The organism is Variovorax sp. 05N34, assembly GCF_056397405.1.
Genome location: NZ_JBFTNI010000007.1, coordinates 353,946 through 373,887, shown reverse-complemented (window position 1 = coordinate 373,887; position 19,942 = coordinate 353,946). Strand labels below are relative to the sequence as shown.

Sequence of the window (19,942 nt, the reverse complement as noted above, 5' to 3'; positions counted from 1 at the left end):
GGCGGCGACGGGCGCTGCCCGGATTACTGCGCGAGAGTGGGCGCGCCCTGGGCGGCTGCCTGGGCTTGCTGCTGTTCGAACATCGCCTGGAAGTTGACTTCGGCGAGGTGCACGGGCGGGAAGCCGCCGCGCTGGATGATGTCTGCGACGTTGCCGCGCAGATAGGGGTAGACGATTTGCGGGCAGGCAATGCCGAGGATCGGGCCCATCTGGTCTTCAGGCAGATTGCGGATCTCGAAGATGCCGGCCTGCTTGGCCTCGACCAGGAACACCGTCTTCTCGCCGATCTTGGTCTGCACGGTTGCCGACACGACGATCTCGAAAATGCCGTCAGCCACGGGCTGCGCGTCGATCCCGAGCTGGATGTCGACGGTGGGTTGCTGCTGTTCGAGCAGGATGGCCGGCGAGTTGGGTTGTTCGAGCGACACGTCTTTCAGGTAGACGCGCTGGATCTGAAAAACGGGGTCTTGGGCTTGCTGGTCGGCCATGGCTGAACTTTCTAGGGTCAAAACAACGCCCGCCTCGGGAATCTCCCGGAGCGGGCTTCTGGATGTAGCCGGGGATTATCGCCCGCGCGCGATGCGAATTCAGGCGCCCTGAAGCAGGGGGATCAGACCGCCGCGGCCATCGAGCGCGATGAGATCATCGCACCCGCCGACGTGGGTGTCGCCGATGAAAATCTGCGGCACGGTGCGGCGCTGCGTGATGTCCAGCATCGTGGCGCGCGCTTGTGGATCGCTGTCGATGCGGATCTCTTCGATCTGCTCCACGCCCTTGGATTTGAGGATTTGCTTCGCTCGGATGCAGTAGGGGCATACGGCGGTGGTGTACATCTTTACGGCTTGCATCGGAAATATCTCTGGAGTAATCAGGCCTTTTCAAGCGGCAGATTAGCGTCTTTCCAGGACTTGAGTCCGCCCGCCACTGCTTGGGCCTGCTCATAACCCAGCTTCTTGGCGGTTGCCACTGCGCGCTGAGCGCGGGCGCCCGTTGCGCACACGAGCAACAACGGCAATGATTTGTTCTTGACCGCTGACTGAAGCTTTTGCTCCAGCTGGCCCAGAGGCACGTTCTTTGCGCCAGTGACATGGCCAGCCGCGAACTCCTCCGGCTCGCGAACGTCGACCACCACTGCACGCTCGCGGTTGATAAGCTGGACTGCGCCCTGTGCCGTCAGCGAGCCGGCATTGGCGCCGCGCACCATCGGCCAGGCGAGCATGCCGCCCGAGCTGAGCGCAATCAGGATCAACATCCAGTTGTCGACGATGAATTTCACGATGTTCCTTGAGTGGCAAACCCCGGATTTTAGAATGTCGGGTTTCCGCACGTGTTCCCAAAGGCCTCCCCCATGCACAAACTGGTACTGATCCGCCACGGCGAATCGACCTGGAATCTCGAAAACCGCTTCACCGGCTGGACCGACGTCGACCTCACGCCCACCGGCATCGAACAGGCCAAGCTGGCCGGTCGGCTGCTCAAGGCGGAAGGCTATGACTTCGACGTGGCCTACACCAGCGTTCTCAAGCGCGCCACGCGCACGCTCTGGCACACGTTGGATGAGCTGGACCGGACCTGGCTGCCGGTGGTGCATTCGTGGCGCCTCAACGAACGCCACTACGGCGGACTGCAAGGCCTGAACAAGGCGGAAACGGCCAAGAAGTATGGTGACGAACAGGTCCTGGTCTGGCGCCGGAGCTACAGCACCCCCCCGCCGCCGCTCGACCCGAACGATCCACGCAGCGAACGCAGCGACGTGCGCTATGCAAAACTGGCCCCCGAGCAAATCCCACTGACCGAATGCCTGAAAGACACCGTCGCTCGAGTGCTCCCCTTCTGGAACGAATCCATGGCGCCTGCAATTCGCGCCGGACGGCGGCTTGTCGTTGCGGCGCACGGCAATTCCATCCGGGCGTTGGTCAAATACCTCGACGGGATCTCCGACGACGCGATCGTCGGGCTCAACATTCCGAACGGGATTCCACTTGTGTACGAGCTGAACGACGAACTCAAGCCGATGCGCCACTACTATCTCGGCGATCCCGAGGCGGCCGAGAAAGCCGTTGCAGCTGTGGCCGCGCAAGGCAAGGGCTGACAAAGTCCGAAAATAGATTGAAGGGATTCACGGAACCCCGGCACACAACCAGCTTCCAAGCTGTGTATATTGGTTTGACAGGCGACAAGGACTCTTACACATGGGCCAGAAATTGAAAATCACCGGCTGGGTTGCCGCGGGCGCCTTTGCCGGCGCGCTGACCACGGTCTCGTTGCAAACCGTTGCACGCGGCTCCCTGGCTCCCCTGCCACTGGAAGAACTGCAGCAGCTCGCTGCTGTCTTCGGAATGGTCAAGAGCGATTACGTCGAGCCGGTCGACGAAAAGAAGCTCATTTCGGATGCGATTTCAGGGATGGTGGCGGGGCTCGATCCGCACTCCCAATACTTCGACAAGAAGTCTTTCAAGGAATTTCGCGAAGGCACCACGGGCCGATTCGTCGGTGTCGGTATCGAGATTTCACAGGAAGACGGCCTGATCAAGGTCGTCTCTCCGATCGAGGGTTCACCGGCTTTCCGGGCCGGCCTCAAGCCGAATGACCTGATCACCAAGATCGACGACACCGCCGTGCGCGGGCTGTCGCTCAACGATGCCGTCAAGCGCATGCGTGGCGAGGCCAACACCAAGGTTCTGCTCACGATCTTCCGAAAGGACGAGAACCGCACCTTCCCCGTGACGATTACGCGCGAAGAAATCCGCACGCAATCGGTGCGAGGCAAGGTGATGGAGCCCGGCTACGCGTGGATCCGCTTGTCGCAGTTCCAGGAGCGCACGGTCGACGATTTCGTCAAGAAGATCGAGGAAATCTACAAGCAGGAGCCCAATCTCAAGGGCATGGTGCTCGACTTGCGCAACGATCCAGGTGGGCTCCTCGATGCCGCAGTCGCCATTTCCAGCGCCTTTCTGCCTGAGAACGTCACCGTTGTCTCCACCGATGGCCAGCTGGCTGAAAGCAAGGCCGTTTACAAGGCGGCGCCCGAGTTCTACCAGCGTCGTGCAGGCAGCGACCCACTGCGCGGACTTCCGGCAGGACTGAAGACCGTGCCGCTCGTGGTGCTCGTCAACGAAGGCTCGGCGTCCGCCAGCGAAATCGTTGCGGGTGCTTTGCAGGACCACAAGCGTGCGACAGTCATGGGCAGCCAGACTTTCGGCAAAGGATCGGTGCAAACCGTGCGGCCGCTCGGTCCGGACACCGGCCTGAAGATCACGACGGCTCGCTATTACACGCCGAGCGGCACCTCTATCCAGGCGAAAGGCATCGTGCCGAACGTGCTCATCGACGAAAGCGCGGAAGGCAGCCCCTACGCCGCGTTGCGCATGCGTGAGGCCGACCTCGAGAAGCATCTGGCGAGCGGCCAGGGACCCGAGGCCAAGGACCCCGAGCGCGAGAAGGCTCGGGACGAGGCTCGCAAGCGTCTCGAGGAAGAGGCCAAGAAGCCGCCGCAGGATCGCAAGGTGCCTGAGTTCGGCTCGGACAAGGACTTCCCGTTGATCCAGGCGTTCAATCGCCTCAAGGGTCAGCCTGTGGTCGCGAGCAAAACCCAGGTGATCGTCGAAAACAAGGAAGAGAAGAAGGAAAACTGATCCCCACGGCGGGCTCCGCCAAGGAGCCTTTGCCGCGGCGATCCGAGAAGCGCATGGAAGACCACGACCTCCTGCGCTATTCGCGCCACATCCTGCTTGAAGAATTCGGCATTGACGGCCAAGCGCGCGTCAGTGCGTCGCACGCGCTGGTCATTGGGGCCGGGGGGCTCGGCTCTCCGGCCCTTCTCTATTTGGCGGCGGCGGGAGTCGGTCGTATCACGCTGGTCGACGATGACGACCTCGACCTGACGAATCTGCAGCGCCAGGTCGCCCATACCACCGCGCGGGTCGGCGTGCCCAAGGTCGATTCAGCCGCTGAAGCGATGCGCGCCATCAATCCCGACATCTCTATCGACACACACAAGCTGCGCGCAGACGACGAACTCCTGGCGCAATGGGTTCCGACGGCCGATGTCGTGATCGATTGCAGCGACAACTTCAGCACTCGCCACGCGGTCAATCGCGCCTGCGTGACGCACGGAAGGCCCCTGGTCGCTGGCGCGGCCATCCGCTTCGATGGGCAGCTCAGCGTTTATGACACGCGCGACCCGGCCTCTCCATGCTATGCATGCCTGTTTCCGCCAGACGCCGAATTCGAGGAAACGCGTTGCGCCGTGCTGGGTGTCTTTGCGCCGGTCGTGGGCACCATCGGCACCTTGCAAGCCAGTGAGGCGCTGAAACTGCTTGCCGGTATCGGTCCTTCGCTTGCCGGCAGCCTGCTGATGTTCGATGGCCGCCGGTCGAGCTTTGACACGCTTCGCGTTGTACGCGATCCGGGCTGCACGGTATGCGGTCACCGGGCGAGCACTTGACTCCCTAGCTGCCCAACCGCCGAACTGGCTTGGCGTCAAGACGGCCGCCGCCGCGTAAGAACAGGCCTACACATGCAGGCCGCGTAACCCTGCATCATCGCCGCCAACAAAAAAGATAACATTTGGCGGACGGCTTTCCTTGGGGGCAAGCATTGCGTCGCATGGCTCGCCAAGGGAGCAAGTGGTTCTCATGGACCCAAGATTGAAAACCTATATCGTCGAAGACAACGTCACCATCCGAGAGAATCTTGTCGGCACTCTGGAGGAACTCACGTGCATTTCGGCCATCGGCTTCGCGGAAACCGAGGCTGACGCGAGTCAATGGCTGAGTCAGAACCCCGACGCATGGGAACTGGCGATCGTCGATCTTTTTCTCAAGCAGGGAAGCGGTCTGGGAGTCCTGCAGACATGCATGTCCCGCCGCCCGCACCAACGAGTCGTAGTGCTCAGCAACTACGCAACTCCTGATATCCGAAAACGCTGCGCCCAGTTCGGAGTAGATGCAGTCTTCGACAAGTCCAACGAAATCGACGCCCTCATCGATTTCTGCGTAGAACAAGCCGCCTCCCGCCCCCGTCAATCCACAAAGATCAGCCCCAACTAAACGGAAGTCCCTCCGAGTGCGAGGGCGAGCGCCAGAAACACCGCGGAACCGGCTTAGCCGGGCCGCCGGTGTTGCCCCCGGCAGGGGGTAGGCGAAGCGACACGAAGTGCGCGAAGCCTGGGGGGCGAGCAACAGGAACACCGCGGAACCGGCTTAGCCGGGCCGCGGGTGTTGCCCCCGGTAGGGGGTAGGCGAAGCGACACGAAGTGCGCGCAGCCTGGGGGCGAGCTCAATCAATGAGCTTGTTCTTCAAAGCGTAATACGTGAGATCGCTGTTCGAAGACAGGTTCATCTTCTCCATCAAACGGGTTCGGTACGTACTCACTGTCTTGACCGACAACGACAGCGTCTTGGCGATGTCGCCCGCTGTCTCGCCCTTGGCAAGCTTCAGGAACACCTGGAATTCGCGCTCCGAGAGTTGCTCATGAGGCGCAGCGTCGTCCTTGCGATCGAGTTGGCGCGCCAGCAATTCGGCCACGGCCGGCGTGATGTAACGGCGGCCCAGCGAAATGGTGCGAATCGCGTTCACGATCTCGATCGGATCGCACTCCTTGTTGAGATAACCGCTCGCACCCTGACGGATGAGATTCATCGCATAGTGTTCTTCGGGGTACCCGCTCAGGATGAGGATGCCCACGTCGGGCGCCTTGGCGCGAATCATCGCCAGCGCATCGATGCCGCTTTGACCTGGCATCGACAGGTCCATCACGAGCACGTCCAACTCTGTCGTGCGCACGAGTTCGATAGCCTCGCGGCCACTGGCTGCTTCCCCCACCACACGCAGGTCGACGTGCTCGGAAAAGAACTGCCGCAAGCCGGACCGCACGATGGCATGGTCGTCCACAATTCCGATCTTGATCATCTGTTACCTTCGCCGTTGTATGACGGCCTTTTCTGCGCCGCAACCTGTCGACCCCTTGTCGACTTCAATTATTCCCGAATTTGGGACGTAGGCATCTGTCGGAGACCTCATGCGCTGGTTAGCTTTCCCGAAGATGGCCCTGAGCCTGACGCTCGCCACGCTGGCGGCGCTTGCGCTGGTCAGCATCAACGAGGCGAGCTATCGCCAATCCCACCGGGCGCTCGTCGAAGTGGGCGATGCGCAGCGCGCGCGCATGGTGCTCAACCTGATGCTACAGAACATCCTCGATGCAGAAACGGGCCAGCGGGGCTATTTGTTGACCGGCGAGGCGCGCTATCGCGAGCCTTACGACCAGGCAGTCAAGCAAGTTGACGGCCACCTGGCCACGCTGCAGAGCCTTTATGCCCGGCGGCCGGTTCAACTCGCACAGCTGGGCCAGCTCGCCAAGCACGTTTCGCGAAAGCTCGCTGAAATGGACATGAGCGTCCGCCTGCGGGAAAGCGGCAACGAAGATGCATGGAAATTCGTGATCACCACCGATGTAGGCCGCGAGGAAATGGACGCCATCCGCAACCAGGTCCGCCAGCTCGTTGCGGTCAGCAGCGACGAGCTTGCGCGCGGGCAGCTCCAGATCGCAAGCTCCTTGCGATTCGCACGCATCGGCATTGGCATCGTCGCGCTCGCAGGGCTCATCGCCTTTTATCTGTACCTGAGGCAGACGCATGCGCTGCGCTCTGTCGGCGAGCTCCAGCAATTGGCGCTCGAACGCGAACGCAACGCATTGGAGGGAGAGGTCCGCGAGCGCACCGCGACCCTCGCGGAGCTCGCCACCCATTTGCAGCAGGTGCGCGAGACCGAGCGCGGCTATCTGGCGCGCGAACTGCACGACGAGCTGGGTTCGCTGCTGACGGCTGCCAAGCTCGATGTCGCCCGCCTGAAATCCAGGCTTGCCGATTCTCCCGATGCCACACAGCGCCTACAGCATCTGAACGACCTGCTCAACAGCGGCATCGCGCTCAAGCGCCGGATCATTGAAGACCTGAGGCCTTCATCGCTGGCCAACCTCGGTCTGGTCGCATCGCTCGAGATTCTCGGACGGGAGTTCGCGGAACGCTCGAACATGGAGATCGAGATGGTGCTCGAACCCGCCACCCTGGACGAAGCGAACGAGCTCACGGTGTATCGGATGGTGCAGGAAAGCCTCACCAATATCGGCAAGTACGCGCAGGCGAGCGAGGCCAGCATCGTGATGAAGAACTACGGCAATCATGTCGTGGTCGAGGTCACCGATAACGGCAAGGGCTTCGATCCGCAGCGCAACGGCCCGACGAGTCATGGCCTTCAAGGCATGCGGCACAGGGTGGAAGCTGCCAAGGGCAAGCTCACCGTCACCTCCAAACCGGGCGAGGGAACGCGCCTGAGCGCGGTGCTTCCGTCGGCTCCGGCCCGTTAGCCAGGCGCGCCATTGCAGCGCGCTTTTTCATTCGACCCTCTCCTACGCCCCTCAGCCGTGGCTGCTGACAGGGGTGAGGTCAGCGGCCACTTAACGTTGAATCCACATCAACGAGACCGTTCTCGGAAGGAGTTCAGCATGTTGCATTACGCAGTCGTGTTCCTCGTCATTGCATTGATTGCCGCCCTCTTCGGGTTCGGCGGCATCGCGGCAAGCGCCGTGGGTATCGCGAAGATTCTCTTCGTGATCTTCCTGATCCTCGCCCTCGCAAGTTTCATCGCAGGCTTGATACGACGCGGGTAGCGTCGTTACGATGAGCGGGCTCTCGCAATAACTCTTCTGGAAGGAATATTTTCATGAACACGAACGTGAAGTCACCCGGTCAACTGGCAGAGGATGCTCGCCAGACTGCGAGCGACGCCGTCGACTCGACGCGCGCCTATGCACAAAACGCCGTGAACGCCGCCGGGGAGAAGGTTCGTGACCTGCGGCGCGACGCGGAGCCAGCGGTCGAACAACTTGCCGCGCGCGTGCAGCAGGCAGTCCAGCGTGGGCTCGACGCAGCTTCGACCACGAGCGCTCGCGCGCAGCGGCGACTCGAAGAAGCCGCTGACGTCACCGGCAAATACATCGCAGACCAACCCGTTCGCTCCGTACTCGTGGCTGCCGCAGCAGGCGCCGCAATCACGGCGTTGATCGTGTTGGCAAGCCGCCGCCGGGACGACTACTGACCTGAGCCGTTTCTTCATCGGCTCTCAGCGAGCCCTTCAACCCGCCTGGCGCCATGCTTCATCCCATTTATTCCACGGTGCTAGGGCATCCGGAGTTGATCGCTGATCACCTTGCAAACTACGGCGCCCTGCTTCGGCAAGAGACCGAGGAAGCGAGCCGAGACCTGATCACCCGAACGGTTGCGGGCGTGCTGGCCGCTGTGAGCGCCATGCTGGCCCTGGGCCTGATCGGCATCGCCGTCATGCTGGGGTTCTTGCACGGCAGCTTTCACTGGGTGCTCGCCGTCGTGCCCGGCGTTGCGGTGCTGATTGCCATCGTGCTGGCGGTCGTCGCCGCGCGACCCCGCGAATTCCATGCGTTTTCGGATCTGCGGGCGCAAGTCGATGCCGACCTGCATGCGCTCCATCTGGCAGGAGAGCGCCATGAGTACTAGCGCTATGGGCACTGAGCGGGACCAACTCACGCCCCAGCAACGCCTGGCGCTATCGCGTCGCGCGCTGATGGCGCAACTGCAGGGCGAACAGCCGTACCCGGACGAAATGGATGTGGGCGCCGTGCCGCAGCTCAGTCACAGCGATGATGAAAGCAGGAGCCAGCCTTTCAGCTGGGCGGCAGTGGCTGGCAACGTGGTTCGGCGATGGTGGCGCAGGCACCCGGCGAACGCGGCCGGTCAGCTCGCATTGCCCTTGCTCGAACGCTATGCCCGCGAAGAGCCGGCAAAGCTGGTCGCTGCAGCAGCCGCCACGGGGGCACTGGTGGTGCTCGTCAAGCCTTGGCGGCTGCTCTCCATCACCGCCGTGCTGGCGGCCGTCCTCAAGACATCGGACGTGGCCGACCTGGTCACTACGCTCATGAAGAAAACCACGAACCCACGAAAGGATGCACCATGAACACTGCTGTCGAAGAACGCCCGAATCGCCTGGTGCTCGACCAATCGGCCATCGACGCGGCGGCCTCCCAGAGCCTCGATGATGGCGCCGTCACGCCCAGCTACGGGCCATGGCGCGACGATATCGTCAAGCTCTTGAACGACGCTCTGGCGACGGAGTTGGTCTGTGTGCTGCGTTACAAGCGCCACTATTTCACTGCCACGGGTGAAGCATCGCCGCCGATCGCGGACGAGTTCCTCGTTCACGCCAACGAAGAGTCGGCGCACGCAGACAGGATCGCCGAGCGCATCGTGCAACTTGGCGGAGAGCCGGACTTCAACCCCCGTTCATTGCTCGAGCGCAGCCATGCCCAATACGATGAAGCGCTGGACCTGCAGGCGATGGTGCGCGCCAACCTCGTTGCCGAGCGAATCGCCGTGGAGACCTATCGCCAGATGATCGTGCTCATCGGCGACAAGGACCCAACGACCCGCCGCATGCTCGAAGAAATCCTCTCGGACGAGGAAGAGCACGCCGATGAGCTGAGGGATTGGCTCGACCGCTGAACATGGGGCTTTCTTCCGACCATCAAAAAACCCGGCAGCTGCCGGGTTTTTGATGGTCTTTCGATGGTCGACAGGGCGTCCGGATCGACTCAGATCTTGTCCGGATCTTGACGCACAGCGTCCTTCACTTGTTCCTTGGTATCGCCATAGGTCTTCTGCACCTTGCCTGCGGCCTGGTCGACAGCGCCTTCAGTCTGCATCTTTTCACTTCCGACGACCTTGCCGGCACCTTCCTTGAGCTTGCCCTTGGCTTCCTCGACACGGCCTGCCACTTGATCCTTGTTCATACAGAACTCCTTGATGGATGGTTGAATGGTCCAACTGAACCATCTCGATCAATCTAGTCAGCAGCGATGCGAGGTGCGTGGCCTGTGAGCGCGAACTCCTGTAGGACATGGGGAAATCAGGCCAGAAAATCAGGCCGTCACGATCCAGCCCTCCAGCGGATCGAGCGTCTCGGGGAGGCCATATCCGGGCCCTGCGCTCGTTTTGCGCGATGCACCCCAAGCCGCTTGCACCAGACAAAGCGCTGCATCGATGAAGTCGCCCTTGGTATCTTCCAGCAGTCGTTGGTGCAGCGGTGCGGGCACTGCCAGCTTCAGTCCGAGGCGCGTTGAACCTTCCTGCACCGCCGCCACGAGTTCGCCGCGGGCCAGACGGCGTTCGGGCGTCTGGGATGCTGAATCGTCGCTCTTGTAGCTGCGCCGGCCGATCAACTCCCGCGCCAGCAGCCCCGGGTAGCCCTCCAAAGCGATGCGCCTTCCGCTGTCGCCTTGCGACCTATGCACCGCCGGGAAATCGGCGCCCGCCCGGATCAAGCAGGGCACGCCCGCATGCAACATGAAGGCGACCGGCGGATTGACCCACTTCATTGACGAGCTCGAACCTGCCGGGACATCGGTCGCGCGGTGCGCAAACTTCCCGCCCACGGGTCGCGACGCGCAAAAGGACGCGAAAGTCTCCCGGATTTCGGACCGCCGGAGCGCAGCGTAGTGGTCGATGAGCCGCGGCCATTCCAAGGGCCATCCCAGATGAACAACCAACTCGCGCGGCAAGCCGAACGGAAAATCGAATGCGCCGATCCATTCGGGGGTTTCGGCCAGCCATTGGCCCCAGGCGGTCAGCGATGCAAAGCATTCGAAGCCGGTGAGTTGGACGCATTTGTCTTGCACCAGACCCAGCGCAACGACGATCGGCTTGCGCGCGTTCGGCGAGCTTGAAAAATCGCACCCGAGCAGCAGCATGGACGGCTCAGTCCGCCGCAAAGTCCGCAGGGATCCGCACTGATGGAAGACTCAGTGCCGCCCGACGATGGCGGCAGTCGCCATTAACTCTTCCAGCAGCGCCAACGACACGTTGCCGGACACCAGATAAGGATTGAGTTCGGCCGTTTCGGAGTACTTGAGCAAGGTCGAGGCGTTGAGCTTCGACAGATTGACCTGTCCCATGGTCCATCCGCCGAAACGACGCTCCGAAATCTCTTCATAGTGGAGCAGCACCACGTCCTTGTGGCGAGCATCTCGCTGGATGTGACCATACAACTCGCTGATGGCCGTGCGCCCGCCTTCGATCGCCTGCAGGAAAACGCCGCCCCCATAGCAAAGGATGCCGGTCACACCGCAAGCGGGGTTGTGCAAACGGGATTGCGCGAGGATTTCGTCGATGGCGCTCTGGCTCGTGTCCACAGCGCGGCTTGCATAGAGAAGGCGTACGAGCATGGCGTTCAGCGCTTGCGTGGAATAAGGGACAGAAATTCGCGGCGGAGGTTCGGGTCTTTGAGAAACACGCCGCGCATCACGGAATTGATCATCTTGCTGTCCATTTCCTTGACGCCACGCCATTGCATGCAGAAGTGCTCTGCCTCCATCACGAGCGCGAGACCATCAGGTTGCGTCTTTTCCTGGATCAGGTCGGCGAGTTGAACCACGGCMTCTTCCTGGATCTGCGGGCGCCCCATCACCCACTCGGCGAGCCGCGCGTACTTCGACAAACCGATCACATTGGTCTTCTCGTTGGGCATGACGCCGATCCACAGCTTGCCGATGATCGGGCAGAAATGGTGCGAACACGCGCTGCGAACGGTAATGGGGCCGACGATCATCAGTTCGTTGAGATGCTCCGCGTTCGGGAATTCAGTCAGTGATGGAGGCGCCACGTAACGGCCCCTGAACACCTCGTTGACGTACATCTTTGCGACGCGGCGGGCCGTATTGCCGGTGTTGTGATCGTTCTCGAGGTCGATCACGAGGCTTTCGAGCACGCCCTTCATCTTGATTTCGACCTCGTCGAGCAGACCCTCGAGTTCGCCCGGCTGGATGAACTCGGCGATGTTGTCGTTGGCGTTGAATCGTCTCCGGGCGGCCTGAAGGCGCTCCCGGATCTTGACGGACACGGGTGTGCCTTCGTCTTCAGCCCCTTCGTCGGGGCGCCGTGCGGCGTCGATGGTCCTTAGCATCCGAGCATCCTACCAGCGAATGGACTTGGCGCCATTAGCCCTACTGTGCCCACACGCCCCTTGCCGCCTGCCTCGGCAGCTACTGTTTTGATAGCAAAAAATCCGTCACCAGAGGCAGGTGATCGGACATCCGAGCCCAGATCGGCCCACGCGGCACGCTGCAGGCGAGGAGTTCGAGCTGCCTTCCATAGATGAAGTCGAGTTGGGTCACGGGCAGGCGCGACGGGTAGGTCAGCGGGCGCGGGCCGCGCAGATCATTCGAATCGCGCATGCCCATCGCGTTCATCGCGTAGCGCATGCGCGCGCCCCAGTCGTTGAAATCGCCTGCGACCACCAGCGGCTCTTTGGCCGGAATCTCGCGCTCGATGAATTCGCGCAGGCGCGCAACTTGGCGAACGCGGCTTCCCTTGATGAGCCCCAGATGGACGACGATGGCATGGACGGGCTGCCCGTCGACCTCGATGGCTACATGCAGCAATCCGCGCTGCTCGAAACGGTGGTCCGAGATGTCCTGGTGTGTCTTGCGAAGCACGGGCCAGCGCGTGAGCAACGCATTGCCGTGCTCGCCGTGCCGTGTCACGGCATTGGTCTCGTAAATGGCGGTATAGCCCTCGGGCGCCAGAAAGTCGGCCTGCGGCAGCTCCGGCCAATGCCTGAACCGCATGGCTGCCTGGCGGTTCATTTTGCGGACCTCCTGGAGGCACACGATGTCCGCATCGAGCTGCTCGATCGCGTGACCGAGGTTGTGGATCTCGAGGCGGCTGGCGGGGCCGATCCCCTGAACACCCTTGTGGATGTTGTAGGTAGCCACTCGGAGCTGGTTGACCGGCGAATTCATCGCACAAATTGTGGCAGGAGCAGTATCGCTTCGGCGTTCGACGGTGAAAAACAGGCGTCCGCCGCCTCCCGGTATGGCAGCCAGCGCCAAGCGGTATGTTCGCGAGGGTCGAGCTTCGGCGTCATGCGATCAGGCACGCACAAGCCAAAAAGATGCTCGGTGTTGTGCGTGATCTCGGGCGCATAGCGCGAGCGCCAACGCGGGTAGATCTCGTAGATGTTCTGCAGATTCCAGTCGATCAGCCGGTCGGCCAGATCGGTGCCGGGGCCGCATGCGATACCGGTTTCTTCCTCGACCTCGCGCGCGGCCGTGAGCGCCAGAGCTTCGTCCTGGGAGTCCTTGCTGCCCGTGACCGACTGCCAGAAGTCATTGGCGTCGGCACGGCGGATCAAGAGGACATCGAGTGCCGGCGTATGGATCACGACCAGCACCGACTCCGGAATTTTCCAGGGAGGCTCGCTCATACCGCGCCCCTCCGTCGTCGGCCCCCTCAGGCCGCAGGCTGGGTGTTGCGCAGCCTGATGTGCAACTCGCGAAGCTGCTTTTCGTCCACCGGGCTCGGCGCCTGCGTGAGCAAGTCCTGCGCGCGTTGGGTCTTGGGGAACGCGATGACATCGCGGATCGACTCGGCGCCGCTCAACAGCATGACGAGGCGGTCCAGCCCGATCGCGATCCCGCCATGAGGAGGCGCACCGTACTGGAGCGCATCCAGCAGGAATCCGAACTTGTTCTGTGCGTCTTCGGCGCTGATCTTGAGCGCACGGAACACCTTGCTCTGCACTTCCTCGCGATGGATACGCACCGAACCACCGCCCATCTCGATACCGTTGAGCACCATGTCGTAGGCCTTGGCAATGCACTTCTCGGGCGCGGTGTCCATGAGGTCCTCATGACCGTCCTTCGGTGCCGTGAACGGATGATGCACGGCCGACCAGCGCTGGCCTTCCTCGTCGAACTCGAACATCGGAAAGTCGACCACCCAGAGCGGCGCCCAGCGATCATCGAAGAGACCGTTTTTCTTGCCGAAAGCGCTGTGGCCGATCTTGACCCGCAATGCGCCGATGGAGTCGTTGACGACCTTGGCCTTGTCGGCACCGAAGAAAAGGATATCGCCGCTGCGAGCACCCGTGCGGGCAACGATCTCCGTCAAGGAAGCGTCGTCGAGGTTTTTTACGATCGGGCTCTGCAGGCCCTCGCGGCCTTGCCCTGCATCGTTGACCTTGATGTAGGCCAAGCCCTTGGCACCGTAGATCTTGACGAACTCGGTATACGCGTCGATGTCGCCGCGCGAAAGACCGCCCTCGCCGCCGCCGCCCGGAACGCGCAGCGCCACCACCCGTCCGCCGACCATGCTGGCCGCCTGCGAAAAGACTTTGAAGTCGACATTGCGCATCACGTCGGTGAGTTCGGTGAACTCGAGCTTGACGCGAAGGTCGGGCTTGTCGGAGCCGTACTTGAACATGGCGTCGCCATAGCTCATGACCGGGAATGGTGGGAGTTCGACCTCGGCCGCGGCACGGAACACCTTGCGGATCATGCCCTCGAACATCTCGCGGATTTCTTCCTCGGCCATGAACGAGGTCTCGATGTCGATCTGCGTGAATTCGGGCTGGCGATCGGCGCGAAGATCTTCGTCGCGGAAGCACTTGACGATCTGGTAGTAGCGGTCGTAGCCCGCAACCATCAGCAATTGCTTGAAGAGTTGGGGCGATTGCGGCAAGGCGAAGAAGCTGCCGTCATGCACCCGGCTTGGAACGAGGTAGTCGCGCGCGCCTTCCGGCGTGGACTTGCCCAGCATGGGCGTTTCGATGTCGATGAAGCCATTGGCGTCGAGGAACTTGCGCGCCTCCATGGTCACTTTGTAACGCAGCATCATGTTGCGCTGCATCACCGGGCGACGCAAATCCAGCACCCGGTGCGTAAGGCGCGTCGTCTCGGAAAGGTTGTCATCGTCCAGCAGGAACGGCGGCGTCACGGAAGGATTCAGCACCTTCAGGTCTTGGCACAGCACCTCGATCTTGCCGCTCTTGAGATTGTCGTTGGTGGTGCCCGCAGGGCGAGCGCGCACCAAGCCGGTGATCTGAAGGCAGAACTCGTTGCGCGAACCTTCGGCGGCCGCGAAGGTGGCGGCGCGGTCCGGGTCGCAGACCACTTGAACATACCCTTCACGGTCGCGCAAATCGATGAAGATTACGCCACCATGGTCACGTCGGCGATTGACCCAGCCGCAAAGGGTGACGGTTTGGCCCAGCAGGGCTTCGGTCACGAGACCGCAATAGGTTGTACGCATGGCCATAGATGATTCCCGGCGCCGGTGGCGCGTTTTATTTGATCGCAATCGCCGCGGGGCCGCCAGGAACGACAACCCCCATCGACACGATGTACTTGAGCGCGTCGTCCACGCTCATCCTGAGTTCGATGCAGTCGCTGCGCTTGAGCATCACGAAATAGCCGCCCGTCGGGTTGGGCGTCGTTGGCACGTACACGCCCAGGTAGTCACCGCCGCCGAGATGGCCGACGACTTCCTGTCCGGGAGTGCCTGTGACGAACGCGATCGTCCACACGTCCGGACGTGGCCATTGGATGAGGACGGCGGTGCGAAACGCATTGCCGTTTTCAGAAAACAACGTGTCCGAAACCTGCTTGACGCTGGAATAGATCGACCGCACCACAGGGATTCGGCGGACCACCGCATCGCCCCAGCCGAGCAGCCGCTTGCCGACGAAATTGCTCGCGATCGCGCCAACGGACAAGAGGATGCCGAGCGTGAGCAGAACGCCCAGGCCGCGGACCTTGTGGTCGTTGAGATACTTTTGCCAATCTTCAGGCAGCAGCCACAGCGTCTGGTCGAGCGTGCCGATGATCCAGTTCAGCACGCCGAGCGTGATGGCCAGCGGAACGATGACCAGCAAGCCGGACAGCAACCATTTGCGCAGCGCGAGCATGGCGTGGCGGTCAGTCTGCTTTGGGCGCGGGTGAAGCCGCAGGCGCTGGCGCCGCAACAGGCGAAGGAGCGGTGGCCGCTGCCGGCGCATCGGCCGGCTTGGCGCTGGTATCGGCGGGTGAACCGGCGTCAGTGCCCTTTTCGGCACTCTTGTCGCTGCTCTTGTCGGAGCCTTTGTCGCCCCCCGCCTTCTTGCCGCCGTCGCGGAAGTCGGTCACATACCAGCCCGAGCCCTTGAGCTGGAAGCCAGCGGCAGTCAGTTGCTTGCTGAACGCGCTCGCACCGCAAGCCGGACACTCCGAGAGAGGCGCATCGGACATTTTCTGCAGCACGTCCTTGGCAAAGCCGCAGGCGCTGCACTTGTAGGCGTAGATAGGCATGGATAGAGACGAAAAGAGCGACCGGCGGCCGCTCGCAAAGCCCACGATTATAGGGGCCGCCCTCCCCCCGGACCGCGCGCGTATCAGGCGGGTCCGGTGGCAAGCGGGCGGTGGGGCGTCCGGCTATTGGACACCCACTGCGGCGCCAGCGAGCCCACGACCATGCCGCCGAAAGAAGCAAGCAGGCCCGCCAACTGGGCCGGGAATTCCTGGCCCCATGGCATGGCCAGGAACACCAGCCAGACGCCAATCCCCAGCACTACTGAAGCCACGGCCCCTTGAGTGGTCGCGCGCTGCCAGTAGAGGCCGCACACCAGCGGAACGAAGGCCCCGACCAGCGGCACCTGGTAGGCGCCGGAGACCAGTTCATAGATGGGCGTTCCCTGCATGCGGATTGCATAGAGCAACACGGCCGCGCTGAATATCAGCACGGTGATCCGCATCGTCATGAGGTTGGATCGATCGCTGCCCGCGGGCCGGAACTGACGCCAGATGTTTTCGGTGAACGTCACGCTCGGCGCGAGCAGCGTCGCCGAAGCAGTGGACTTGATGGCCGAGAGCAAGGCGCCGAAGAACAGCACCTGCATCACGAAAGGCATCTTCTCGAGCACAAGCGTCGGCAGCACCTTCTGTGGGTCTTGCTTCAAAAGCGTGGCGGTCTCCTCCGGCATGATGAGGAGAGCGCTTGCCACGAGGAACATCGGGACAAATGCAAAAAGGATGTACGCCACGCCGCCGATCACAGGCCCGCGTGTTGCGGACTTGACGCTGTTGGCCGACATGACGCGCTGGAACACGTCCTGCTGCGGGATCGAGCCCAGCATCATGGTGACGGCCGCGGCAAAGAAGAAGATCATGTCCTTCAGATTCGGTTCGGGCCAGAACTTGAAGAGGTCCTTGCTGACTGCAAACTCGACCACCTTGTCTGCGCCCCCGGCCATGTGGCCCGCGAACATCGCGATCACCGCAAGCCCCAGGACCAGGATGATCATCTGGATGAAGTCTGTCACCGCGACCGACCACATGCCGCCGAAGAGCGTATAGGCCAGGATCGAAACCACACCGATCACCATGCCGAGCGCAACGGGGATCGCGCCGGCGGACAGCACGTTGAACACCAGCCCCAACGCCGTGACCTGCGCGGACACCCACCCCAGGTAGCTCAGCATGATGATCAGCGAACAGGCAACCTCGACGACGCGGCCATAGCGTTCGCGGTAGTAGTCGCTGATGGTGAGCAGCGTCATGCGGTAGAGCTTGCCGGCGAAGAAGAGCCCGACAAGGATGAGGCAAGTACCGGCTCCGAACGGGTCTTCGATTACGCCGTTCAATCCACCCTCGATGAACTTCGCAGGGATGCCAAGCACGGTCTCCGAGCCGAACCAGGTCGCAAAGGTCGTGGTCACGATCATGTAGAGCGGCAGATGCCGCCCTGCAATCGCGAAGTCAGTGGTGTTCTTGACGCGCTTGGCTGCATAGAGCCCGATCGCGATCGTGATCAACAGATAGACGATGACCAAGGTCAACAGCACGGCACATTTCTCCCGTCAGAAAAGACGCACGCGCACCAGCACCTGCATCGCGATCAAACCCAATACAAAACCTATGCCGCCATAGATGATGGCCTGCAGCAACCGATTGGTGCGCTTCTGGGCGGCCAGCAGTTCCAGCAGTTCGCGGCGGTGGTCTGGGGGGCGATTTTCCAGGAAATCGTGCATCAACCGAGGCAACTGGGGCAGTAATTTAGCGTACCGCGGGGCCTCGGCGCGCAACTGCTCGAAGAGCTTGCGAGGGCCGATCTGCTCGCTCATCCATTTCTCGAGGAATGGCTTGGCTGTGTTCCAGAGATCGAGTTCGGGGTCGAGCTGCCGGCCCAAGCCTTCGATGTTGAGCAGCGTTTTTTGCAGCAGAACGAGCTGGGGCTGGATTTCGACGTGGAAGCGGCGCGAGGTCTGAAAGAGGCGCATCAGCACCATGCCAAGGGAGATTTCCTTGAGCGGCCGGTCGAAGTAAGGCTCGCACACCGTGCGAATGGCCGCTTCGAGCTCGTCGATGCGCGTGCCCACGGGAACCCAGCCGCTTTCCAGATGGAGTTCAGCGACACGCTTGTAGTCGCGGCGGAAAAACGCAACGAAGTTCTGTGCAAGGTATTCCTTGTCGGACTCCGTCAGTGTTCCGATGATGCCGAAGTCGAGCGATATGTAGCGCCCGAAGGTCGCCGGCTCCAGGCTCACCTGGATGTTGCCCGGGTGCATGTCGGCGTGGAAGAAGCCGTCGCGAAAGACCTGTGTGAAGAAGATCGTCACACCGTCGCGGGCCAGCTTGGGGATATCGACTCCGGCGACGCGCAAGCGGTCGAGCTGCGCAATCGGAACACCCTTCATGCGTTCCATCACGATCACTTCGGGATGGCAGAAATCCCAGAACATCTCCGGGATCAGCACCAGTTTCAGCTTCTCCATGTTGCGGCGCAGTTGGGCCGCATTGGCCGCTTCGCGCACAAGATCGAGCTCGTCGTGCAGGTACTTGTCGAACTCCGCGACCACCTCGCGAGGCTTCAGGCGTTTTCCGTCCGCGGAGAGTCCCTCGACCCAACCGGCCATCATGGCCATCAGCGCGAGGTCCTTTTCGATGACGTCGCGCATGCCGGGGCGCAGCACCTTCACGGCCGCTTCGCGCACGTCTCCGTTGGTGGCACGAACGGTCGCGAAGTGCACCTGGGCAATGGACGCGCTCGCCACTGGTGTCTCGTCGAACTCCACGAAGATGTCGCCCACAGGTCGGCGGAACGCGCGCTCGATCGTTGCAATGGCCACCTTCGACGGAAACGGCGGTACTCGATCCTGAAGCCACGCAAGCTCGTCCGCAATGTCGGGAGGCAGCAGGTCGCGCCGCGTCGAAAGGACCTGGCCGAACTTGACGAAGATCGGCCCCAGCCGTTCCAACGCCTCGCGCAGGCGCTGGCCGCGCGGCGCTTCGAGGTTCCGGCCGACCGACATAACCCGGGCTACCACGCGAAGCCAGGGCTTCTGGAAGCTCGTCAGGACAAGTTCGTCCAGGCCGTAGCGAAGTGCGACCCAGACGATAAAGATGCCGCGATAAAAACGCCTCATTCGGCGCCTGCGGGGCCGCCGGCCTTGCCGGAGCGTTCGCCGACAAAGCGCCGCAAGCCTTCAACCACGCGACGAGCGCTGGACGCTATCGTGTGCGCCGGCACGTCGCCGATGACGCGCGCAAGATCGTCCTCCACGTCCCAGCGCACATGATCAACCAGCCAATTGACCTCAGCGGCCAACTGCACGTCGCCCTCGATGCGAACGGCGGGCTTCTCACCGCGGAAAGCAGCCTGGGCAAGGCCGAAAGGAGACTCTTCCGTCATGGTCAGCGTGAGTTCGGGCGCGGCTTCTTCGGGCGCAAGGTCGAGCAGACCGGCCGGGGTGACAACGAACTTCATCGTCACGAAGCGCCACTCGAAAAGCGCCACGCGCCCCTGCTGACGCGTCAGCCGCTGCTGGGCTTCGGGCTCCTGCTGCAGGACGTGGTTCAGGAACAGCACCGTTCGGTGCTGGATCTCATGGACCGCCCAAGCGGGCGGTTGCAACCGCTCGCCCACGCGATTGAAAAGATCCTCGACAAATGAAAATGGGGACGATGGTGTAACCATGTCGGTATTATCGGCTCGCCCCCAGGCTTGCTCACTTCATGTAGCCGCCCACCCCCTACCGGGGGCAACACCAGCAGCCCGGCTAAGCCGGTTCCGCGGTGTTCTTTTGCTCGCCCCGTGTTTCGCGA

Annotated in this window: 26 protein-coding genes; 10 read left to right on the top strand and 16 right to left on the bottom strand. The window is 62.1% G+C overall.

Features of this window, described 5'->3' with window-relative positions; translation table 11 throughout:
- Positions 1-23: 23 nt before the first annotated feature.
- The 3 genes from secB to AC1DMA_RS20840 form a co-directional block, all read right to left on the bottom strand.
- Complete coding sequence (gene secB / locus AC1DMA_RS20850; RefSeq protein ID WP_478125565.1) at positions 24-488, bottom strand: protein-export chaperone SecB; 465 nt, start codon at positions 486-488, stop codon at positions 24-26.
- A 99-nt stretch (positions 489-587) separates the two neighbouring features.
- A complete protein-coding gene (gene grxC, locus AC1DMA_RS20845; protein ID WP_478125564.1) occupies positions 588-848 on the bottom strand; it encodes a glutaredoxin 3 in 261 nt (86 codons plus the stop codon).
- Between the two features lie 20 nt (positions 849-868).
- Complete coding sequence (locus AC1DMA_RS20840; protein WP_478125563.1) at positions 869-1,276, bottom strand: rhodanese-like domain-containing protein; 408 nt, start codon at positions 1,274-1,276, stop codon at positions 869-871.
- 72 nt (positions 1,277-1,348) lie between these two features.
- Here AC1DMA_RS20840 and gpmA point away from each other — a divergent pair, with 72 nt between their 5' ends.
- From gpmA to AC1DMA_RS20820, 4 genes are all read left to right on the top strand, one after another.
- Positions 1,349-2,092, top strand: a complete 744-nt coding sequence (gene gpmA / locus AC1DMA_RS20835) for a 2,3-diphosphoglycerate-dependent phosphoglycerate mutase (protein WP_478145367.1) — start codon at positions 1,349-1,351, stop codon at positions 2,090-2,092.
- Positions 2,093-2,192: 100 nt separating this feature from the next.
- Positions 2,193-3,635 carry a S41 family peptidase gene (locus AC1DMA_RS20830; RefSeq protein ID WP_478125561.1) on the top strand — a complete coding sequence of 481 codons (1,443 nt, stop codon included), beginning with the start codon at positions 2,193-2,195 and terminating at the stop codon, positions 3,633-3,635.
- 53 nt (positions 3,636-3,688) lie between these two features.
- A complete protein-coding gene (locus AC1DMA_RS20825) occupies positions 3,689-4,447 on the top strand; it encodes a HesA/MoeB/ThiF family protein (protein WP_478125560.1) in 759 nt (252 codons plus the stop codon).
- Between the two features lie 190 nt (positions 4,448-4,637).
- Positions 4,638-5,051, top strand: a complete 414-nt coding sequence (locus AC1DMA_RS20820) for a response regulator (protein ID WP_478125559.1) — start codon at positions 4,638-4,640, stop codon at positions 5,049-5,051.
- 229 nt (positions 5,052-5,280) lie between these two features.
- Here AC1DMA_RS20820 and AC1DMA_RS20815 read toward each other — a convergent pair whose 3' ends face one another.
- Positions 5,281-5,913, bottom strand: a complete 633-nt coding sequence (locus AC1DMA_RS20815) for a response regulator (RefSeq protein ID WP_028249172.1) — start codon at positions 5,911-5,913, stop codon at positions 5,281-5,283.
- Between the two features lie 109 nt (positions 5,914-6,022).
- Between AC1DMA_RS20815 and AC1DMA_RS20810 the strand changes: the two genes are divergently transcribed.
- The 6 genes from AC1DMA_RS20810 (at position 6,023) to AC1DMA_RS20785 (ending at position 9,533) form a co-directional block, all read left to right on the top strand.
- Positions 6,023-7,366, top strand: coding sequence for a CHASE3 domain-containing protein (locus AC1DMA_RS20810; protein WP_478125558.1), 1,344 nt, complete (start codon positions 6,023-6,025; stop codon positions 7,364-7,366).
- A gap of 138 nt (positions 7,367-7,504) precedes the next feature.
- On the top strand, positions 7,505-7,669 hold the full coding sequence (locus AC1DMA_RS20805; protein WP_286602063.1) for a DUF1328 domain-containing protein: 165 nt from the start codon (positions 7,505-7,507) through the stop codon (positions 7,667-7,669).
- A gap of 53 nt (positions 7,670-7,722) precedes the next feature.
- Complete coding sequence (locus AC1DMA_RS20800; RefSeq protein ID WP_478125557.1) at positions 7,723-8,097, top strand: hypothetical protein; 375 nt, start codon at positions 7,723-7,725, stop codon at positions 8,095-8,097.
- A 53-nt stretch (positions 8,098-8,150) separates the two neighbouring features.
- Entirely contained in the window at positions 8,151-8,531 is a 381-nt protein-coding gene (locus AC1DMA_RS20795) for a hypothetical protein (RefSeq protein WP_478145366.1), read from the top strand.
- Positions 8,521-8,988: a hypothetical protein gene (locus tag AC1DMA_RS20790; protein ID WP_478145365.1), complete on the top strand. Its 468-nt coding sequence runs from the start codon at positions 8,521-8,523 to the stop codon at positions 8,986-8,988. The genes AC1DMA_RS20795 and AC1DMA_RS20790 overlap by 11 nt, the downstream gene beginning before the upstream one ends.
- The gene (locus AC1DMA_RS20785) at positions 8,985-9,533 is read left to right on the top strand and encodes a ferritin-like domain-containing protein (protein ID WP_478125554.1); all 549 of its coding nucleotides are present in this window, start codon (positions 8,985-8,987) and stop codon (positions 9,531-9,533) included. The genes AC1DMA_RS20790 and AC1DMA_RS20785 overlap by 4 nt, the downstream gene beginning before the upstream one ends.
- An 89-nt stretch (positions 9,534-9,622) precedes the next feature.
- Here AC1DMA_RS20785 and AC1DMA_RS20780 read toward each other — a convergent pair whose 3' ends face one another.
- The 12 genes from AC1DMA_RS20780 to AC1DMA_RS20725 form a co-directional block, all read right to left on the bottom strand.
- Positions 9,623-9,820: a CsbD family protein gene (locus tag AC1DMA_RS20780; protein WP_478125553.1), complete on the bottom strand. Its 198-nt coding sequence runs from the start codon at positions 9,818-9,820 to the stop codon at positions 9,623-9,625.
- Positions 9,821-9,949: 129 nt separating this feature from the next.
- Entirely contained in the window at positions 9,950-10,777 is an 828-nt protein-coding gene (locus AC1DMA_RS20775; protein WP_478125552.1) for a DUF429 domain-containing protein, read from the bottom strand.
- 51 nt (positions 10,778-10,828) lie between these two features.
- Positions 10,829-11,251: a BLUF domain-containing protein gene (locus AC1DMA_RS20770; protein ID WP_478125551.1), complete on the bottom strand. Its 423-nt coding sequence runs from the start codon at positions 11,249-11,251 to the stop codon at positions 10,829-10,831.
- Positions 11,252-11,256: 5 nt separating this feature from the next.
- Complete coding sequence (gene folE, locus AC1DMA_RS20765) at positions 11,257-11,988, bottom strand: GTP cyclohydrolase I (RefSeq protein ID WP_478145364.1); 732 nt, start codon at positions 11,986-11,988, stop codon at positions 11,257-11,259.
- 79 nt (positions 11,989-12,067) lie between these two features.
- The gene (locus AC1DMA_RS20760) at positions 12,068-12,826 is read right to left on the bottom strand and encodes an endonuclease/exonuclease/phosphatase family protein (protein WP_478145363.1); all 759 of its coding nucleotides are present in this window, start codon (positions 12,824-12,826) and stop codon (positions 12,068-12,070) included.
- Complete coding sequence (gene nudB / locus AC1DMA_RS20755) at positions 12,823-13,290, bottom strand: dihydroneopterin triphosphate diphosphatase (protein WP_478145362.1); 468 nt, start codon at positions 13,288-13,290, stop codon at positions 12,823-12,825. Before nudB ends, AC1DMA_RS20760 begins: the two co-directional genes overlap by 4 nt.
- A 26-nt stretch (positions 13,291-13,316) precedes the next feature.
- Positions 13,317-15,122 (bottom strand): aspartate--tRNA ligase, encoded by a 1,806-nt coding sequence (gene aspS, locus AC1DMA_RS20750; protein ID WP_478125547.1) that lies wholly within the window; start codon positions 15,120-15,122, stop codon positions 13,317-13,319.
- 28 nt (positions 15,123-15,150) lie between these two features.
- A complete protein-coding gene (locus tag AC1DMA_RS20745; protein ID WP_478125546.1) occupies positions 15,151-15,771 on the bottom strand; it encodes a DUF502 domain-containing protein in 621 nt (206 codons plus the stop codon).
- A gap of 10 nt (positions 15,772-15,781) precedes the next feature.
- Positions 15,782-16,150, bottom strand: coding sequence for an FmdB family zinc ribbon protein (locus AC1DMA_RS20740; protein WP_478145361.1), 369 nt, complete (start codon positions 16,148-16,150; stop codon positions 15,782-15,784).
- Positions 16,151-16,233: 83 nt separating this feature from the next.
- Positions 16,234-17,682 carry a high affinity choline transporter 1 gene (locus AC1DMA_RS20735; RefSeq protein ID WP_478125544.1) on the bottom strand — a complete coding sequence of 483 codons (1,449 nt, stop codon included), beginning with the start codon at positions 17,680-17,682 and terminating at the stop codon, positions 16,234-16,236.
- A gap of 15 nt (positions 17,683-17,697) precedes the next feature.
- On the bottom strand, positions 17,698-19,263 hold the full coding sequence (ubiB, locus tag AC1DMA_RS20730; RefSeq protein ID WP_478125543.1) for a ubiquinone biosynthesis regulatory protein kinase UbiB: 1,566 nt from the start codon (positions 19,261-19,263) through the stop codon (positions 17,698-17,700).
- On the bottom strand, positions 19,260-19,814 hold the full coding sequence (locus AC1DMA_RS20725) for a ubiquinone biosynthesis accessory factor UbiJ (protein WP_478145360.1): 555 nt from the start codon (positions 19,812-19,814) through the stop codon (positions 19,260-19,262). The genes ubiB and AC1DMA_RS20725 overlap by 4 nt, the downstream gene beginning before the upstream one ends.
- Positions 19,815-19,942: the final 128 nt, after the last annotated feature.